Annotated in this window: 15 protein-coding genes; 5 read left to right on the top strand and 10 right to left on the bottom strand. The window is 65.7% G+C overall.

Annotated elements, in window-relative coordinates:
* Positions 1-2 precede the first annotated feature (2 nt).
* Entirely contained in the window at positions 3-1004 is a 1002-nt protein-coding gene (locus IB273_RS21885; protein WP_151186434.1) for an AraC family transcriptional regulator, read from the top strand.
* A gap of 147 nt (positions 1005-1151) precedes the next feature.
* Here the strand turns inward: IB273_RS21885 and IB273_RS21880 are convergent, their stop codons facing one another.
* The 5 genes from IB273_RS21880 to IB273_RS21860 form a co-directional block, all read right to left on the bottom strand.
* On the bottom strand, positions 1152-2495 hold the full coding sequence (locus tag IB273_RS21880) for an ATP-binding protein (RefSeq protein ID WP_192225009.1): 1344 nt from the start codon (positions 2493-2495) through the stop codon (positions 1152-1154).
* On the bottom strand, positions 2492-3169 hold the full coding sequence (locus IB273_RS21875) for a response regulator (RefSeq protein ID WP_151186432.1): 678 nt from the start codon (positions 3167-3169) through the stop codon (positions 2492-2494). Before IB273_RS21875 ends, IB273_RS21880 begins: the two co-directional genes overlap by 4 nt.
* Before the next feature lie 56 nt (positions 3170-3225).
* Positions 3226-3837 (bottom strand): outer membrane beta-barrel protein, encoded by a 612-nt coding sequence (locus IB273_RS21870; protein ID WP_192225008.1) that lies wholly within the window; start codon positions 3835-3837, stop codon positions 3226-3228.
* 183 nt (positions 3838-4020) lie between these two features.
* Complete coding sequence (locus IB273_RS21865) at positions 4021-5229, bottom strand: lytic murein transglycosylase (RefSeq protein ID WP_192225007.1); 1209 nt, start codon at positions 5227-5229, stop codon at positions 4021-4023.
* Complete coding sequence (locus IB273_RS21860) at positions 5226-5897, bottom strand: polysaccharide lyase family 7 protein (protein ID WP_081518072.1); 672 nt, start codon at positions 5895-5897, stop codon at positions 5226-5228. The genes IB273_RS21865 and IB273_RS21860 overlap by 4 nt, the downstream gene beginning before the upstream one ends.
* Positions 5898-6092: 195 nt before the next feature.
* On the opposite strand from IB273_RS21860, the gene IB273_RS21855 reads away from it, so the two are divergent.
* From IB273_RS21855 to IB273_RS21845, 3 genes are all read left to right on the top strand, one after another.
* Complete coding sequence (locus IB273_RS21855) at positions 6093-6893, top strand: dienelactone hydrolase family protein (protein WP_081518071.1); 801 nt, start codon at positions 6093-6095, stop codon at positions 6891-6893.
* Positions 6894-7130: 237 nt separating this feature from the next.
* On the top strand, positions 7131-7853 hold the full coding sequence (locus tag IB273_RS21850; protein WP_192225006.1) for a 4'-phosphopantetheinyl transferase family protein: 723 nt from the start codon (positions 7131-7133) through the stop codon (positions 7851-7853).
* Between the two features lie 220 nt (positions 7854-8073).
* Positions 8074-9447, top strand: a complete 1374-nt coding sequence (locus IB273_RS21845) for an OprD family porin (protein ID WP_192210216.1) — start codon at positions 8074-8076, stop codon at positions 9445-9447.
* A 139-nt stretch (positions 9448-9586) separates the two neighbouring features.
* Here IB273_RS21845 and modC read toward each other — a convergent pair whose 3' ends face one another.
* From modC to modA, 3 genes are read right to left on the bottom strand one after another with little or no spacing between them, the layout of a single operon-like run.
* Positions 9587-10690, bottom strand: coding sequence for a molybdenum ABC transporter ATP-binding protein (gene modC / locus IB273_RS21840; protein WP_151186428.1), 1104 nt, complete (start codon positions 10688-10690; stop codon positions 9587-9589).
* 7 nt (positions 10691-10697) lie between these two features.
* Positions 10698-11384, bottom strand: a complete 687-nt coding sequence (gene modB, locus IB273_RS21835; protein WP_138212850.1) for a molybdate ABC transporter permease subunit — start codon at positions 11382-11384, stop codon at positions 10698-10700.
* Between the two features lie 11 nt (positions 11385-11395).
* Positions 11396-12151, bottom strand: a complete 756-nt coding sequence (modA, locus tag IB273_RS21830) for a molybdate ABC transporter substrate-binding protein (RefSeq protein ID WP_192210214.1) — start codon at positions 12149-12151, stop codon at positions 11396-11398.
* Between the two features lie 126 nt (positions 12152-12277).
* On the opposite strand from modA, the gene IB273_RS21825 reads away from it, so the two are divergent.
* Positions 12278-12706, top strand: coding sequence for a TOBE domain-containing protein (locus IB273_RS21825; protein WP_081518066.1), 429 nt, complete (start codon positions 12278-12280; stop codon positions 12704-12706).
* 218 nt (positions 12707-12924) lie between these two features.
* Here the strand turns inward: IB273_RS21825 and IB273_RS21820 are convergent, their stop codons facing one another.
* Together IB273_RS21820 and IB273_RS21815 are read right to left on the bottom strand one after the other, a co-directional pair.
* Positions 12925-14550 carry an ATP-binding protein gene (locus IB273_RS21820; RefSeq protein WP_225610224.1) on the bottom strand — a complete coding sequence of 542 codons (1626 nt, stop codon included), beginning with the start codon at positions 14548-14550 and terminating at the stop codon, positions 12925-12927.
* Positions 14547-15107 carry a GNAT family N-acetyltransferase gene (locus IB273_RS21815; protein ID WP_192225005.1) on the bottom strand — a complete coding sequence of 187 codons (561 nt, stop codon included), beginning with the start codon at positions 15105-15107 and terminating at the stop codon, positions 14547-14549. Before IB273_RS21815 ends, IB273_RS21820 begins: the two co-directional genes overlap by 4 nt.
* Between the last annotated feature and the right edge of the window lie 2 nt (positions 15108-15109).

Below are 15109 nucleotides of genomic sequence, written 5' to 3'. Positions count from 1 at the left end.
TCATGCGTGAACGCACCATTGCCAGCCATTTCGTCCGCGCCGCCGTCCACGGGGCCCAGCGCAAGGGGCTGGATGTCCAAGTCCTGCTGCGTGACGCCGGTATCGCCCCGGCCATCCTCGACGAGCCCCGCGCACGCATCGATCCGTCGCAGTTCACCTGCCTGATGCAACGCCTGTGGGAAGTGCTCGACGACGAGTACATGGGCTTCGGCGCCATGCCCAGCAAGCGCGGCACCTTCGCCATGATGTGCAACGCGATCATCCACTGCCGCACGCTGGAAAAGGCTCTGGGACGCGGCGCGCTGTTCTACGGACTGTTTCCCGAGGCGCCACGGATCGAGCTGGTGCGCGACGGCGACCGCGCCCGCCTGACCCTGGATGAAACGCACCTGCGCGACCCGGACCACTTCCTCGCCGAGAGCCTGCTGCTCATCTGGCACCGCCTGGCCAGCTGGCTGATCGGCCAGCGCATCCGCCTGGAGGAAGCTACCTTCAGCTACCCGGCGCCCGAGCATCAGGCCGAGTACGACCTGCTGTTCCCCTGCCCTCGCCGCTTTTCCGCCGGCAGCACCAGCCTGCTCCTGCAGGCGCGCTACCTGGACATGCCGCTGCTGCAGGACGAGCGCACGCTCAAGCACTTCCTCAAGGATTCCCCCGCCGACCTGCTCGCCCGCCCCGATGGCGGCGACAGCCTGACCAGCCAGATCCGCCGCCTGCTCGGCCGCGACTGCCGCAGCTGGCCGGACCTGGAACAGGTCGCCGCGCAACTGCACATGAGCCCGCAGACCCTGCGCCGGCACCTGCGCGAGGAAGGGCCGAACTTCCAGGAGCTGAAGGACCAGTTGCGCCGCGACCTGGCGATCTACTACCTGGGGCGCGCTGAGCTCTCGATCCAGGACATCGCCGACCAGCTCGGTTTCTCCGAGCCTTCGGCGTTCCACCGGGCGTTCAAGAAATGGACGGGGTTGACGCCGGGGGCCTACCGGGCGCAGCAGGGGGAATAGCTCGGTTTCAACCTGTAGGAGCGCCTGCGCCCAGGCCGTAGGGCGCATAACCCGGAACGGGTTATCCGCCGATTGCTCTCGCGGCGGATAACGCTGGCGCGTTATGCGCCCTACGACCTAGAACGAAACTCCGGTTCGGGTTCCCGATTACCCCGGCAGGCGAATGCGGAAACACGCCCCGCCCAGCGCGGAATCCTCCAGCGCCAGCTCGCCGTCGTAGCTGTCGATGATGTCCTTCACCACCGCCGTGCCGATGCCCTGGCCGGGGTGCTGGGTGTCCAGGCGCTCGCCGCGCTTGAGGATACGTTCGCGCTGGCTGGCCGGCACGCCGGGGCCGTCGTCCTCGATGATCAGCTCGAACAGCCGGCCGTTCTTGCGTGCGCTGACCTTTACCGTGGTCAGGCACAGGCGGTAGGCGTTCTCCAGCAGGTTGCCGAGCATCTCCAGCAGGGCGCCCTTCTCCAGCGGCAGGGAAAAGCCCGGCGGAATCTCCCGCTCCAGCTTCACACGCTTGTCGCGGTAGACCTTGTCCAGCGCACCGCCGATGGTGTCCAGCAATGGGTCGAGTGCCGCGCGGTGGCGGATCAGACCGCTCTTGCGCATCGTTGCACGCTGCAACTGGTAGCCGATCTGCTGGCTCATGCGCTCGATCTGGGTCTGCAGCACCTGCACCTGCTCGCGGTTCTTCGGCTCGTCGGCGAGGGTTTCGCTGACGCCCTGCAGCACCGCCAGCGGCGTCTTCAGGCTGTGGGCAAGGTCGCCCAGGGAGTTGCGATAGCGCTCGCGCTGGGCTCGCTCGCTTTCCAGCAGGCGGTTCACCGAGTCGGTCAGGCGCAGCATCTCGGCGGGGTGATCGTCACTCAGGCGCTCGCGGTCGCCGGTCTCGATCTGGTCCAGTTCCGAACGCAGGCCGCGCATGGAGCGGAAGCCCCAGCCGAGGCCGAGCCACAACAGGCCCAGCAACAGCAGCAGCGCGCCACCCAGCCAGAGGTAGAGCTGGTCGCGGAAACCGCTGACCAGCTCGCGGAACTCGCTTTCCGGCTGCATGGTGACGATGCTGTAGGCCGCACGCTTGCCACCGAGCAGGTCGATCTCCACGTCGTAGACGAAGAACTCCTGGCCGGTGGCGTCGCGGATGCGGGTGAACTCGTCGATCAGGCCGTCGTACTTGGGCGAGTAACTGACGCTCTCGTCCTGGGCCGAGGTGGAGCGCCACACCAGCCTGCCGGACTGGTCGTAGATGAAGCCCAGCAACTTGGACTCGGGGAGGTTGAAGTCCTCCACCGGCAGGTGCTCGGGCATGCTCAGGACATTGCCCTCGATGCGCGCCGAGGACACCAGGGTCGCCACGTCCGCCGCCAGGCGCTGCTGGATGGCGTTCTCCAGGGCGATGCTGAACGCACGCTGGAGAGCCGGCAGCAGCGCCGCCATGAACAGCACGGCGAGAATCGCCGCACCGATCATCAGCCGCAGCCGTAGCGAGCGGATCATTTACACAGCTCGTTGAAGATATAGCCCTGGCCGCGCACGGTATCGATCGGCTTGAAGCCCGCGGCACTCTCCAGCTTGCGGCGCAGGCGGCCGACCAGCACTTCAATGACGTTCGGATCGCGCTCGTCGTCGTCCGGATAGAGCTGCTCGATCAGGCGCTCCTTGGCCACCACCTGCTGGTGATGGCGCATGAGGTATTCAAGGATGCGGTACTCGAAGGCCGTCAGCTGCAGCGACTCACCGTTGACCAGCGCCTGCTTGCGGTTGGTGTCCAGCACCAGCGGGCCGGCCTCGATGCTCGACTGGGCGAAGCCGCTGGAACGGCGCAGCAGCGCGTTCAGCCGGGCCTCCAGCTCTTCGAACTGGAAGGGCTTGACCACGTAGTCGTCGGCGCCGGCGGCCAGGCCTTCGACCTTGTCCTGCCAGTTGCCGCGAGCGGTGAGGATGAGAATGGGGAAGGTCTTGCCCTGGCTGCGGAATTCGCGGATCAGGTCCAGGCCGCTCATGCCCGGTAACCCGAGGTCGATCATCGCCAGGTCGTGATGGTATTCGCTGGCGCGGTACAGCGCCTCTTCGGCATTTGCGACGGCATCGACCACATGGCCTTGCTCGCCGAGCCGGGTATACAGGTGATGGCGCAACAGCGCCTCGTCTTCCACCACCAGCAGTTTCATGCGCGTGCTCCCTGAGTCAGGCAACCGGGCCACGCGGGGCCCGGTTGCGGTACCGGTCAGAACTTGTAGTTGGCACCCAGGTAGAACTGGGAGCTGCTGTGCAGGTCAAGGGATCCCACCTTGCCGCCGCCGTGCGGGCTCATCTCGGTACTCGCGTTGGTACGCAGGTAACGGTAGCCGCCTTCTACGGATGCGTTCTTGCCGAGTTCCTGGAGGATACCGGCTTGGGCGCCGATGGCGTAACCCACATCGCTGTCGCGGCTGTAGCCCTTGGAGTCCTGCTCCAGCTTGACCAGGCCGGCGGTGCCGCCGCCGAACAGCTTGGTGCCCTGGTCGCCCAGCGGCAGGAAGGCGTCGTAGCTGCCGAGCAGGTTCTGCTGGCGCAGCTTCAGGCCGTTCTCGGTGTCGGAGACGTTTTCATAGGTGACGTAGTAGCGACCCTGCTCCATCTGCTGGCCGGCGCGTACGCCCCAGGTGCCGCTGTTGTTGATCACGCTGTCGAATTTCGGGTTGCCGAGGTTGCGGTTCAGCGCGTCGGACTTCTGGATGTTGTTGCTGGTTTCACCCCAGGTCATACCGACGAAAGTATCGGCGGCATTGGCTGCGGTAGCGGCGACACTGGCACCGAGAATGGCGGTGGCGAGGGCGATTTTCTTCATGGCTTTCATGGGGATTCTCCCGTCAAGGATGTCTGTAATGTGTTGACGGGGAGTAGGTTACGAGGGGGGCACTGAACCGAACCTGTCGGACTGCTGAACCAATGCTGAACGACCTGGCTGTAGGAAATTTCGCTCCTACAGAAATGCAAAGCCCCGGCACAGGCCGGGGCTTTGCTGGAGCTGACGGGATGCTCAGCCGCCCTGCAACGCCTTGAGGATCTTCTGCCCCGCGCGACCGTCCGCTGGCGTCATACCGCGCTTGTTCTGCTCCTGCTGGATCGCCTTGCGCGTCACGTCGCCGATCATGCCGTCGGGCTGGCCGATGTCGTAGCCACGCTGGATCAGCAACTCCTGCAGCTCCTTGCGCTGCGCCCGGCTCAGGCCCGGATCATCGGTCGGCCAGGGCGTGCGCAGGCCCTGCTCGCCACGCAGGCGATCGGACAGCAAGGCAATGGCCAGCGCGTAGCTTTCCGCCGCGTTGTAGGAATAGATCGCGTCGTAGTTGCGCAGCACCAGGAAAGCCGGGCCGTTGGCGCCCGCCGGCAGCAGGATGGCGGCCTTGGAATCGATGCTCGGGATCAGCTTGCCGTCGACGCGCTTCACGCCACGGCTGGTCCAGTCGGACAGCGCACGGCGCTTGGTGCGCCCGGCCAGCGAGGCGTCGAAGCCCGCCGGCAGTTTCACTTCGTAGCCCCACGGCTGCCCTTCGCGCCAGCCGGCCTTGCGCAGGTAGTTGGCGGTGGACGCCAGGGCATCGGCGGTGCTGCCGACGAGGTCGCGATGACCGTCGCCGTCGAAGTCCTCGGCGATGCGCGCGTAGGTCGAGGGCATGAACTGCGTCTGGCCAAAGGCGCCCGCCCAGGAACCGGTGATGCCGCTGTCGCGGATATCGCCCTGCTGCAGCAGCTTGAGGGTGGCGATGAACTCACCCTGGAAGAACGACTGGCGCCGCCCGTAGCAGGACAGCGTCGACAGCGACACCAGCAGCGGGCGCTTGCCGGTGATGCGCCCGTAATCGCTCTCCACGCCCCACACCGCGACCACCGTGGCCGGGTCGACCTGATAGCGCGCCGCGACTTTGCGCAGCAGGTCGGCATGCTCGGCCATGCGCGCCTTGCCGTCGGCCACACGCTGGTCGTCCACCAGCCCGGCCAGGTAGTCCCAGATCGGCGTGGTGAACTCGGGCTGGGCGTCCAGCAGCGGCAGCACGCTCATGTCCGGCTGCAGGCCCTGGGTGAACTGCGCGAAGCTGGCGGCGCTGACGCCCTTGGCCTGGGCTGCGCCCTGCAGGCGGTTCAGGCAGGAGCCGAAATCGTCGCCCGGCGCTGCCTGCGCCAATGCCGCCGGGAGCAGCAGGGACAAGGCCAGGGACGCGCGGCGCGCGATGGAGGAAGTCTTCATTGGTGTCGAATGCTCAGATCGGTGAAGGTGGCGCGCCCGCCCTCGCTGGCGGGCCCGCGATTGTCCTGCAGGTAGAGCCCTGCCTTGAAGTACAGGCCCTGGTAGGCCCATTTCGTATCCAGTTGCTGGCTGACCTGGCCGCCCTCGACCTGCACGCTCAGCACCCCGCTACTGGACACGCCCAGCCGGTAGGTAAAGGTATCGCCCAGCGCAATGCCGTCATAGACGGTATAGGTGCGCGTGGTGATGTCGTCCGGCCGATCGCGAACCAGCGCCTGTACCCGCGCCTTGTCCAGGCGCTGCTGGTAGACCAGCTTGACCAGCGGCAGGGCCTCGGCGCTGCCGCTGCCGTTGCTGTGGATCTGCCCGATGACCATGCGCCGGCTGGAGGGCACGGATTCCACGCGCAGGGTGGCGACCATCAGGTTCTCCGCCAGAGGATAGCGCCAGGTCACCAGGCGGCCGTCGGGCTTGGTCTCGCGCAGTTCGGTACGGGGATATTCGCTGCCGCTGGTGTGGGCGCCGTTCACCGGCACCCAGAACTCCACGCCATCGGTGCTGCGGCGGAAATACGGGCTCTCGTAGTCACGGCCGAGTTTCGCCGTGGAAATGGTCGCGGCCGGGCCGCGTTGGGGAATGGTCAGATTCCAGGTGCTCAGGTCCAACATCGGCCTATCGCTTCGCGGGTCAGGACATGGGCGCAAGGGTAGACGAGGCTGTCGGACTTTTCATCCATATGGCTTCCCCATCTTCTGGCGGACAACCGCGCCCTTGAGCGGCCGCGTACAGGCTGCACAGGCGTTTTCCGCATCAGCGGCTATCGTCATGGTTTCCGCCATCCGCCATCGCCACGGAGAAACCTCATGCGCCTGCTCACTGCCTTGCTGCTGTTCGCCTTCGCGGCCAGCGCTTCAGCCGCGATCAAGACTCAGGAAATCCCCTACGAATCCACTGACGGCACGAAGATGATCGGTTACTTCGCCTACGACGACGCCAAGTCCGGCATCCGTCCCGGCGTCATCGTCGTCCACGAATTCTGGGGCCTGAACGACTACGCGAAAAGCCGCGCGCGGCAGCTCGCCGAACTGGGCTACAGCGCCCTGGCCATCGACATGTACGGCGAAGGCAAGCACACCGACCATCCCAACGATGCCAAGGCCTTCATGGCCGAGGCGCTGAAGAATGCCGACGCCGCCAAGGCGCGCTTCCAGGCCGGCCTGGAGCTGTTGAAGAAACAGCCGCAGACCGACCCGAGCAAGATTGCCGCCATCGGTTACTGCTTCGGCGGCAAGGTGGTACTGGACATGGCCCGCGCCGGCCTGCCGCTGGCCGGCGTGGCCAGCTTCCACGGCGTGCTGGCGACCCAGACGCCGGCGCAGCCGGGGCAGATCAAGGCGAAGATACTGGTCGAGCACGGCGGCGCCGACACCCTGGTACCGGCCGAGAGCGTTGCGGCATTCAAGACAGAAATGGACAACGCCAAGGCCGACTACAAGCTGGTGATCCAGCCTGGCGCCAAGCACAGCTTCACCAGCCCGGACGCCGACAAGCACAAGGGGCACGGCCTGGACGTGGGCTACGACAAGACCGCCGACCAGAAGTCCTGGGCGGACCTGCAGGCGTTCTTCAAGGAAATCTTCGACGTCAAACCGGACGCGTCATAAATCGCAGGCAATAAAAAACGGGAGCCCATTCGGGCTCCCGCACTCAATCAAGTGTCTAAGGTCAGAGCCCGCCTTGGCGGCACTCCAACAACAACCTCACCTGCGTCCCCTAGGGAACGCGGCGTGCAGTGTGACAAAGCTTGTCAGACGAATCCGTACGCCTTTGGTGAAGGTTTGCAAACGAATGTAAGTGCCGCGTGACTGGTGAGCCACGTTCTGGCGCGGCAGAATGCTCCCATGACTGCCCTCCCCGACTTCTGCACCCCCCTCGATGCCGACTGGCCCCTGCCCACCCCGCTGGCAGGCATTCAATTGCGCAGCACCCGCTTCGACCGCCAGCGCCTGCAGGCCGGGGACTTTTCCCTGAGCCAGGTCGAGGCGCCGGCCAACATCCAGCGCTCCGTCGCCAAGCGCCAGGCCGAGTACCTGGCGGGGCGCATCTGCGCCCGCGCGGCATTGCTGGCCGCAGGCTCGACGGCCTGGGTACCGGGCACCGACGAGGAACGTGCGCCGGTCTGGCCGACGGGCTTCTGCGGCTCGATCACCCACGGTGACGGCTGGGCGGCGGCCATTGTCGCCCGTGACAGTTGCTGGCGCGGGCTCGGCCTGGACGTGGAGAACCGCCTGGAAACCGCACGAGCGGAGCGACTGGCCGCTGAAATCCTCACGCCGGACGAACTGGCGCGCCTCGATCCGCAGCAGGCGGCGCTGCAGGTCACCCTGACCTTTTCCCTCAAGGAAAGCCTGTTCAAGGCGCTCTTCCCGCTGGTACGCAAGCGCTTCTACTTCGAGCACGCCGAGCTGCTGAGCTGGTCCGCCGGGGGCCATGCGCGCCTGCGCCTGCTCACCGACCTGTCGGAGGAATGGCACCACGGCAAGGAGATCGACGGGCAGTTCAGCCTGTTCGATGAACGCCTGCTGAGCCTGGTGGCCATTCCTTCGGTCAAGGGCAGCGCCTGACCGCCGCGACCGACAGACACATCTGAAAGTCTTGACTTAAAAGTCAGAATTTGGCGTCATGCACGCCATCCAGACGTCCCCGTACCTCTTTTGATCCTCAGATTTTGCCTTCAGAGGAATCGTCAGCAGGCCTATCGGTATATAGAATCTTATACAGCCAAACGGCAACGTCTGGTTCTTGGGGTCCCCACAAAAAGAAATGACCATCGGAGCAAACGTAATGACCAGAAACACCCTGGCGCTCGCCATTGCCGCCAGCTCGCTCGGCCTCATCGCGCAATCGGCACACGCCGGCGGCTTCATCGAAGACAGCAAGGCCAGCCTGACCCTGCGCAACTTCTACATCAACACCGACAACCGCAACGGCCCCGCCTCGCCCAGCAAGCAGGAAGAATGGGGCCAGGGCTTCATGCTCAACTATTCCTCGGGCTTCACCCAGGGCACCGTGGGCTTCGGCGTCGACGCCCTGGGCCTGCTCGGCGTGCGCCTGGACGGCGGCGGCAAGTCCGGCAAGGCCGGCGTGGATCGCCAGCCCGGCACCATCTTCCCGCTGGAGAGCGATGGCAGCGCCGTCGACGAATTCAGCAGCCTCGGCATGACTGCCAAGGCGAAGATCTCCAAGACCGAATTCCGCTACGGCACCCTGCAGCCCAAGCTGCCGGTGGTGGTCTACAACGACGCCCGCCTGCTGCCGATGACCTACGAAGGTGGCCAGGTCACCTCCACCGACATCGACAACCTGACCCTGACCGGCGGCCAGCTGACCCACACCAAGGGCCGCAACTCCACCGACTGGCGCAGCATGTCCATCGCCGGCGCCAACGGCAGCAGCGCCTCTTCGCGCGACAGCAACAAGTTCTACTTCGCCGGCGGCGACTACAAGGCCAGCAAGAACCTGACCCTGTCGTACTACTACGGCGAGCTGGACAACTTCTACAAGCAGAACTACCTCGGCCTCGTCCATAGCTTGGCTGTAGGAACGGGTACCCTGAAGTCCGACATCCGCGTCTTCATCAGCGATTCCGACGGCAAGAACGGCAGCGCTTCCGGCCGCGCCGACGGCTACGTCAGCAGCGGTTACTACGGCGGCAACAGCCTGAAGGGCGAAGTGGACAACAACGTCTACAGCGGCATGTTCACCTACTCCCTGGGCGGCCACAGCATCGGCGCCGGTTACCAGACCATGACCGGCGACAGCGACTTCCCCTACCTCAACCGCGGCGACGGCGAAGGCACCAGCACCTACCTGATCTCCGACGCCCAACTGCTGAAGTTCAACCGTGCCGGCGAGCGCACCTGGATCGGTCGCTACGCCTATGACTTCGCCGACCTCGGCATGCCCGGCCTGACCTTCAGCGTGCTCTACCTGAACGCCGACAACATCGACACCAAGCAAGGCGACAAGGGTGAGTGGGAACGCGATATCGCCTTGGGCTACGTGGTCCCGGAAGGCACTTTCAAGGGCCTGGGCCTGGCCTGGAAGAACGCCGCCATGCGCAGCGGCCTGCCGGCAACCAGCACCGCGGGCGTGCCGAGCCAGCGCGATCAGGACGAGAACCGCCTGATCGTCAGCTACACCATTCCGCTGCTGTAAGGCGTGGAGTGAAACGAAAAAGGGCGGCCACTGGCCGCCCTTTTTGTTTCTGATCTATCCGCAAAGCTGGACGTCAGGAGGCATCTGCAGGATGGCGTGGAGCGCAGCGATACCCATCCTACGAGAGGCAGGCGCAGTCTCAGGCCAGCAACGCCACCGATTTGATCTGCGCCCAAACTTCCTGCCCGGCGTGCAGGCCGAGCTGGTCGTGGGAGTAGCGGGTGATCCGCGCCAGCAGCGGCGTGCCGGCCACATCCAGCTTCACCAGCAGGTGCGCCGGGTTGTCCGTCGGCACTATCTCGACCACCGTCGCCGGCAGCACGTTGAGAATGCTGCTGTGGGCCGCCGGCTCCAGGCTCAGGCTGACGTCCCGCGCCTGCACCTTGATGCGCAGCGCCCTGCCCTTGTCCATCGGCGCGTGGGCCAGGCGGATGCGCTGCTCGCAGTGGGGCAGCGCCAGGGTCAGCAACCCGTAGTCGGCGTTGTGCCCCAGCACCTGGCCGTCGATTACCACACCGGCGTCTTCCAGATGGGAGATGGGCAGGTCGGTGCGCGCCAGGGTTTCCACCACCGGGCCACTGGCGATGGCCTTGCCCTGGTCCAGCAGCACCAGGTGATCGGCCAGCCGCGCCACTTCATCCGGCGAGTGGCTGACATAGAGAATCGGGATATCCAGCTCGTCGTGCAGGCGCTCCAGGTACGGCAGGATTTCCGCCTTGCGCTTGAGGTCCAGCGCCGCCAGCGGCTCGTCCATCAGCAGCAGGCGCGGGCTGGTCAGCAACGCGCGGGCCATGCCGACACGCTGGCGTTCGCCGCCGGAGAGGTGACCCGGCATGCGCTCCAGCAGATGGCCGATGCCCAGCAGCTCGGTGGCTTGCTCCAGCTCGACTCGGTGCTGGTCGCGCGGCACGCGCTTCATGCCGTAGGTGAGGTTGCGCTTCACCGACAGGTGCTCGAACAGGTTGGCGTCCTGGAACACATAGCCCAGTGCCCGTTTGTGCGGCGGCAGGAACACGCCGCTGGCGCTGTCCTGCCAGACCTCGCCGTTGACCACCAGCCGGCCGAGCGGCGCGCGCTCCAGGCCCGCCACGCAGCGCAGGCAGGTGGTCTTGCCGGAGCCGGAATGGCCGAACAGTGCAGTCACACCCTTGCCCGGCAGCTGCAGGTCGACGTCGAGGCTGAAGCCCGGATAGGCGATCTGGAAGCGGGCCTCGATGGCACGCGCGGAAAGCTCTTGCGACATGCCCACCTCAGGCCCAGGCCGACCGGCTGCGGCGACTCGCGTAGAGCGCCAGCAGGACGAAGAAGGAGAAGATCACCATGCCGCCGGCCAGCCAGTGCGCCTGGGCGTACTCCATGGCCTCGACGTGATCGAATATCTGCACCGACACCACGCGGGTCTTGCCCGGGATGTTGCCACCGATCATCAGCACCACCCCGAACTCGCCCACCGTGTGGGCAAAGCCGAGGATGCTGGCGGTGATGAAGCCCGGCCGCGCCAGCGGCAGGACCACGGAAAAGAAGGTATCCAGCGGGCTCGCGCGCAAGGTCGCGGCGGCCTCCAGCGGCTTGTTGCCGATGGCCTCGAAGGCGTTCTGCAACGGCTGCACCACGAAGGGCAGCGAATAGAACACCGAGCCCACCACAAGCCCGGCGAAGGTGAACGGCAGGCGCCCCAGCCCCAGGCTCTCGGTCGCCTGGCCGATGACGCCGTGAGGCCCCATGGTGATCAGCAGGTAGAAGCCGATCACCGTCGGCGGCAGCACCAGCGGCAGCGCCACCACCGCTCCCAGCGGACCTTTCAGCCAGGAGCGGGTGCGCGACAGCCACCAGGCGATCGGCGTGCCGATCAGCAGGAGGATCAAAGTGCTCAGGGCGGCCAGCTCGATGGTGAGCCGGATGGCCAGGAAATCCTCCTGCGTGAGGGGCATCGCTATTCCTTGAAGGCTTAGAGTTCGTAACCGTAGGACTTGATCACCGCAGCGGCCTTCGGCCCTTTCAGGTACTCGACCAGCGCCTTGGCGGCGGCACTGTCCTTGCCCTTGTTGAGGATCACCGCGTCCTGGCGGATCGGGTCATGCAGGTCGGCCGGGACGATCCAGGCGGAACCGCTGGTCACCTTGCCATCCTTGTAGATCTGCGACAACGCCACGAAGCCCAGCTCCGCGTTGCCGGTGGAGACGAACTGGAAGGCCTGGGTGATGTTCTGGCCTTCGACGATCTTGCCGGCGACCTTGTCCTTCAGGCCGAGCTTGTCGATCACCTGGGTCGCTGCCAGGCCGTAGGGCGCGGCCTTCGGGTTGGCGATGGACAGGTGCTTGTACTCATTCTTCTTCAGCACGTCGCCCTTGGCGTCGACGTAGCCGTCCTTCGCCGACCACAGCGCCAGGGTGCCCACGGCATAAGTGAAGCGCGAACCGGGGACGATTTCCTTCTCTTCCTCGAGTTTCTTCGGCGTGGTGTCGTCGGCGGCGAGGAAGACCTCGAACGGCGCGCCGTTCTTGATCTGGGTGTAGAACTGGCCGGTGGCACCGTAGGCGGCGACCAGCTTGTGGCCGGTGTCCTTCTCGAAGTCCTTGGCGATCGCCTGGATCGGCGCGGTGAAGTTGGCGGCGACGGCAACCTGCACTTCATCGGCCAGGGCCGAGTGCAGGGTGAAGCAGGAAGCGACCAGCAGGGAAAGACTTGCGAAGCGGTGTTTCATCGTGAGGCTCCAGTGGGTGTTGTTTTAAAACTTCGATCTGTCAGGACTGGTCTATAAACTCGGTTCAGCCCCGTGTTACGTCCGGCGATAAGTCGGCCATTCAAAACGTTCAAGGAGAGTCAGTTCATGAAGGTCAGTGCACGCAACGTGTTCAAGGGCAGCGTCAAGCAACTGCGCAACGGTGCGGTCAACGCGGAAGTCGTGGTTGCCCTGCCCGGCGGCAGCGAGCTGGTGGCGATCGTCACCGAGGAAAGCGTGAAGAGCCTGAGTCTTGCCCAGGGCAAGGAAGTCATCGCGCTGGTCAAGGCGCCCTGGGTGATGCTGATGACCGAGGCCGACGGCATCCGCCTGTCCGCGCGCAACTGCCTGGCCGGCACGGTGAAATCGGTCACCGACGGCGCGGTGAATGCCGAAGTCGTGCTGAGCCTGCCGGGCGGCACCGAAGTGGTGGCCGTGGTCACCCGCGATGCGGTCAGCGAGCTGGGCCTGGCGGCCGGCGTGAAGGCGACTGCAGTGATCAAAGCGTCCCATGTGATCCTCGGTGTTCCTGCCTGAAACCCTGTGCGGGCCTGTCGCTGACAGGTCCGCCTGCCGTGCCTGCAAGCGATCGTTATAGCAAAAATTACATAACGATACCGGTGACTCTGCAATACCCCCTAAGAGAGAGTGATCCCGGAAGGGCTATTTACCGTAGGGAAGGCATGCAGAGTGACGCGGCGACTGCCATCCACCCGTGATGGCACCGCAGCATTCTGCATTTTTTGACTTCAAGGTCAAATACTGTCTTCGACCTTCGGCGCCTGGCGGCGTGGCCACATCAGCGTGAAGCACGCGCCGCCCAGCACTTCGCTTTTGGCGATCTGCGCGCGGCCGCCGTGCCAGTGGATGATCCGCCGCACGATGGAGAGCCCCAGCCCATGCCCGCCGGTAACCCGCGCGCGGCTGTCGTCGGCGCGGAAGAACGGCTGGAACAGCCGGTGCCACTGCGCTTCCGGCACGCCGGGGCCGTCGTCCTCCACGTCCACCTGGCAGCGGTCCACGCTCACCCGGTAACTGATGCGCACCCGCCCTTCGGCGTAGCGCAGCGCGTTGGTCATCAGGTTCTGCAGCGCGCGATGCAGGTAGCGCGGCTCCGCCTCGATCCAGCTGCCCTGGTCGAACGGCACCAGCGCACCCGCCTCGCAGGTGACGGTGATTTCCCGGCGCAATGGAGCGATCTCCGACACCACCTGCTCCACCAGCGCACCCAGCTCTATACGCTGGTAGCTCAGCGCCGGCGAGCCCTGCTCCAGCCGCGCGTAGGTGAGCATCTCGTCCACCAGCTGGTCGAGGTCCTGGATGTCGCCATCCATGCCTTCCATGTACTTGCGTCGCGCCTTGTCGGTCTCGGCGGACTCGATCATCTCCAGCCCGAAGCGCAACCGCGCCACCGGCGTGCGCAGCTCGTGGGACACCGCGCGCACCAGCTCGCGCTGCACCGTCAGCAGCAGGTGCAACTGCTCGGCCATGTGGTTGAAGGCCCCGGCGAGGCGCCCCACCGAGTCCGCGCCGCGTACCTCCACGCGGGTATCCAGGCTGCCGCGGGCAATACGCGTGGCGGCGGATTCGAGGCCGCGCAGGCGCTGCTCCAGGCCGCTGATCAGCAGGTACAGGGTCAGGCCGATCAGGGTCAGCGCGACCACCACGATGATCGTCAGCAGCTGCGGCGGGTACGGGTTCATCTGGTAGATCGGCCCCAGTTCCAGCACCCAGGGGGTGTCGAGGATGCCGGAGAGCACGCGGATCGAATCGCCGCCCTTGCCCAGCGCCATCACCGTGTCGCCCTCCTCCACACGACGGCTCTGGTCGTCGTCCAGATCGACTTCCTTCAGGCGCAGCAGGTGCACCTCGAAGCCGAAACGCTTGTCGCGGACGATGCGCGCCAGGTGATAGGGCTGCTCGCTGGCCGGGTAGCGCTTGAGCTCGTCCATCAGCAGGTAGATGGTGGCGCGCGCCAGCTGCTCGCTGACCTGCTCCACCTCGCCGGCGAGGACCAGCCCTTCCGCTGCGCTCACCTGGGTCATCACCTTCACTTCATGGGGCGCACCGGCCTGCACCAGCACCTGGTCGTTCATCAGCCGCGCCCGGCTGCGCCCTTCCATGCCCAGCGCGTCCAGGCTGGTGAGCTTCAGCGGGATGCCCAGCAGGCGGCTCCACTGGCTCAGCGCACGCTTGCGGTCCACCTCGCTCATGGGCAGCAACTCATCCGCCATCAGGCGGAAGGTGCCGCGCGCCAGGTCCTCGCGGTAGCGCTCACCACGCACGTCGTTGACCAGGTGCAGCGTCAACACCGCCAGCGCTGCGACCGCCACCAGGGTCAGCAGCATGCCGCCGTAGATGCGCAGGAAGATGGATTTCATGGCCGGGACTCTGCCGCTGGCGCGAGCAACCCATAGTTGTCCAGGCTGAGGAACGCCCCGTCCTTCACCTCGCACTCACGGCGCCGGCCTTCCAGCGTGAACCCCTGGCGCAGCAGCAGGCGGCCGCTGGCAAGGTTCTCCGTTTCCACCTCGGCCTCAATGCGGTGCACGTTCATTTCGCGGAAGGCGTGGCGGAAGATCAGCGGCAGGCACTCGCCCATCACGCCCTGTCCCCAGTGCTCGGGCAGCAGCCAATAGCCCAGTTCCAGGCGCCGATGTTCCTGCTGCCAGTTGTTGAAGCCGCAGCCGCCGAGGATGTCCTCGGGCGCATCCGGCCGGCAGATCGCCCACCAGATGCCGCTGCTTTCCTTATAGATGCGCTCGAACCATTCCATCTGCTCGCGGGTGGCTTCCAGCGTCGCGTAGGAGACGCCGTAGTAGCGGATCACCTCGGGATGCGACAGCGCGCGGAACACCGCCGGTTGGTCAGCATCGGTGAAAGGCCGCAGGCGGAAGCGTTCGCCGTGCAGCTCGGGGAACGGTGGCACGGCGCTCACGG

Origin of the sequence: Pseudomonas sp. PDM19 (genome assembly GCF_014852215.1) — a bacterium.
Lineage (GTDB): Bacteria > Pseudomonadota > Gammaproteobacteria > Pseudomonadales > Pseudomonadaceae > Pseudomonas.
Note: the sequence above shows the minus strand (reverse complement) of the source record. Positions and strands in the feature narration are given on the sequence as shown.

Excerpts from the sequence above, each read along its gene's own strand:
- IB273_RS21880 (WP_192225009.1), bottom strand. The coding sequence starts at position 2,495 with ATGATCCGCTCGCTACGGCTGCGGCTGATGATCGGTGCGGCGATTCTC.
- IB273_RS21845 (WP_192210216.1), top strand. The coding sequence starts at position 8,074 with ATGACCAGAAACACCCTGGCGCTCGCCATTGCCGCCAGCTCGCTCGGC.
- IB273_RS21820 (WP_225610224.1), bottom strand. The coding sequence starts at position 14,550 with ATGAAATCCATCTTCCTGCGCATCTACGGCGGCATGCTGCTGACCCTG.
- IB273_RS21860 (WP_081518072.1), bottom strand. The coding sequence starts at position 5,897 with ATGTTGGACCTGAGCACCTGGAATCTGACCATTCCCCAACGCGGCCCG.
- IB273_RS21885 (WP_151186434.1), top strand. The coding sequence starts at position 3 with ATGCGTGAACGCACCATTGCCAGCCATTTCGTCCGCGCCGCCGTCCAC.
- IB273_RS21870 (WP_192225008.1), bottom strand. The coding sequence starts at position 3,837 with ATGAAAGCCATGAAGAAAATCGCCCTCGCCACCGCCATTCTCGGTGCC.
- IB273_RS21850 (WP_192225006.1), top strand. The coding sequence starts at position 7,131 with ATGACTGCCCTCCCCGACTTCTGCACCCCCCTCGATGCCGACTGGCCC.
- IB273_RS21875 (WP_151186432.1), bottom strand. The coding sequence starts at position 3,169 with ATGAAACTGCTGGTGGTGGAAGACGAGGCGCTGTTGCGCCATCACCTG.
- modC (WP_151186428.1), bottom strand. The coding sequence starts at position 10,690 with ATGTCGCAAGAGCTTTCCGCGCGTGCCATCGAGGCCCGCTTCCAGATC.
- IB273_RS21855 (WP_081518071.1), top strand. The coding sequence starts at position 6,093 with ATGCGCCTGCTCACTGCCTTGCTGCTGTTCGCCTTCGCGGCCAGCGCT.
- modA (WP_192210214.1), bottom strand. The coding sequence starts at position 12,151 with ATGAAACACCGCTTCGCAAGTCTTTCCCTGCTGGTCGCTTCCTGCTTC.
- IB273_RS21825 (WP_081518066.1), top strand. The coding sequence starts at position 12,278 with ATGAAGGTCAGTGCACGCAACGTGTTCAAGGGCAGCGTCAAGCAACTG.
- IB273_RS21865 (WP_192225007.1), bottom strand. The coding sequence starts at position 5,229 with ATGAAGACTTCCTCCATCGCGCGCCGCGCGTCCCTGGCCTTGTCCCTG.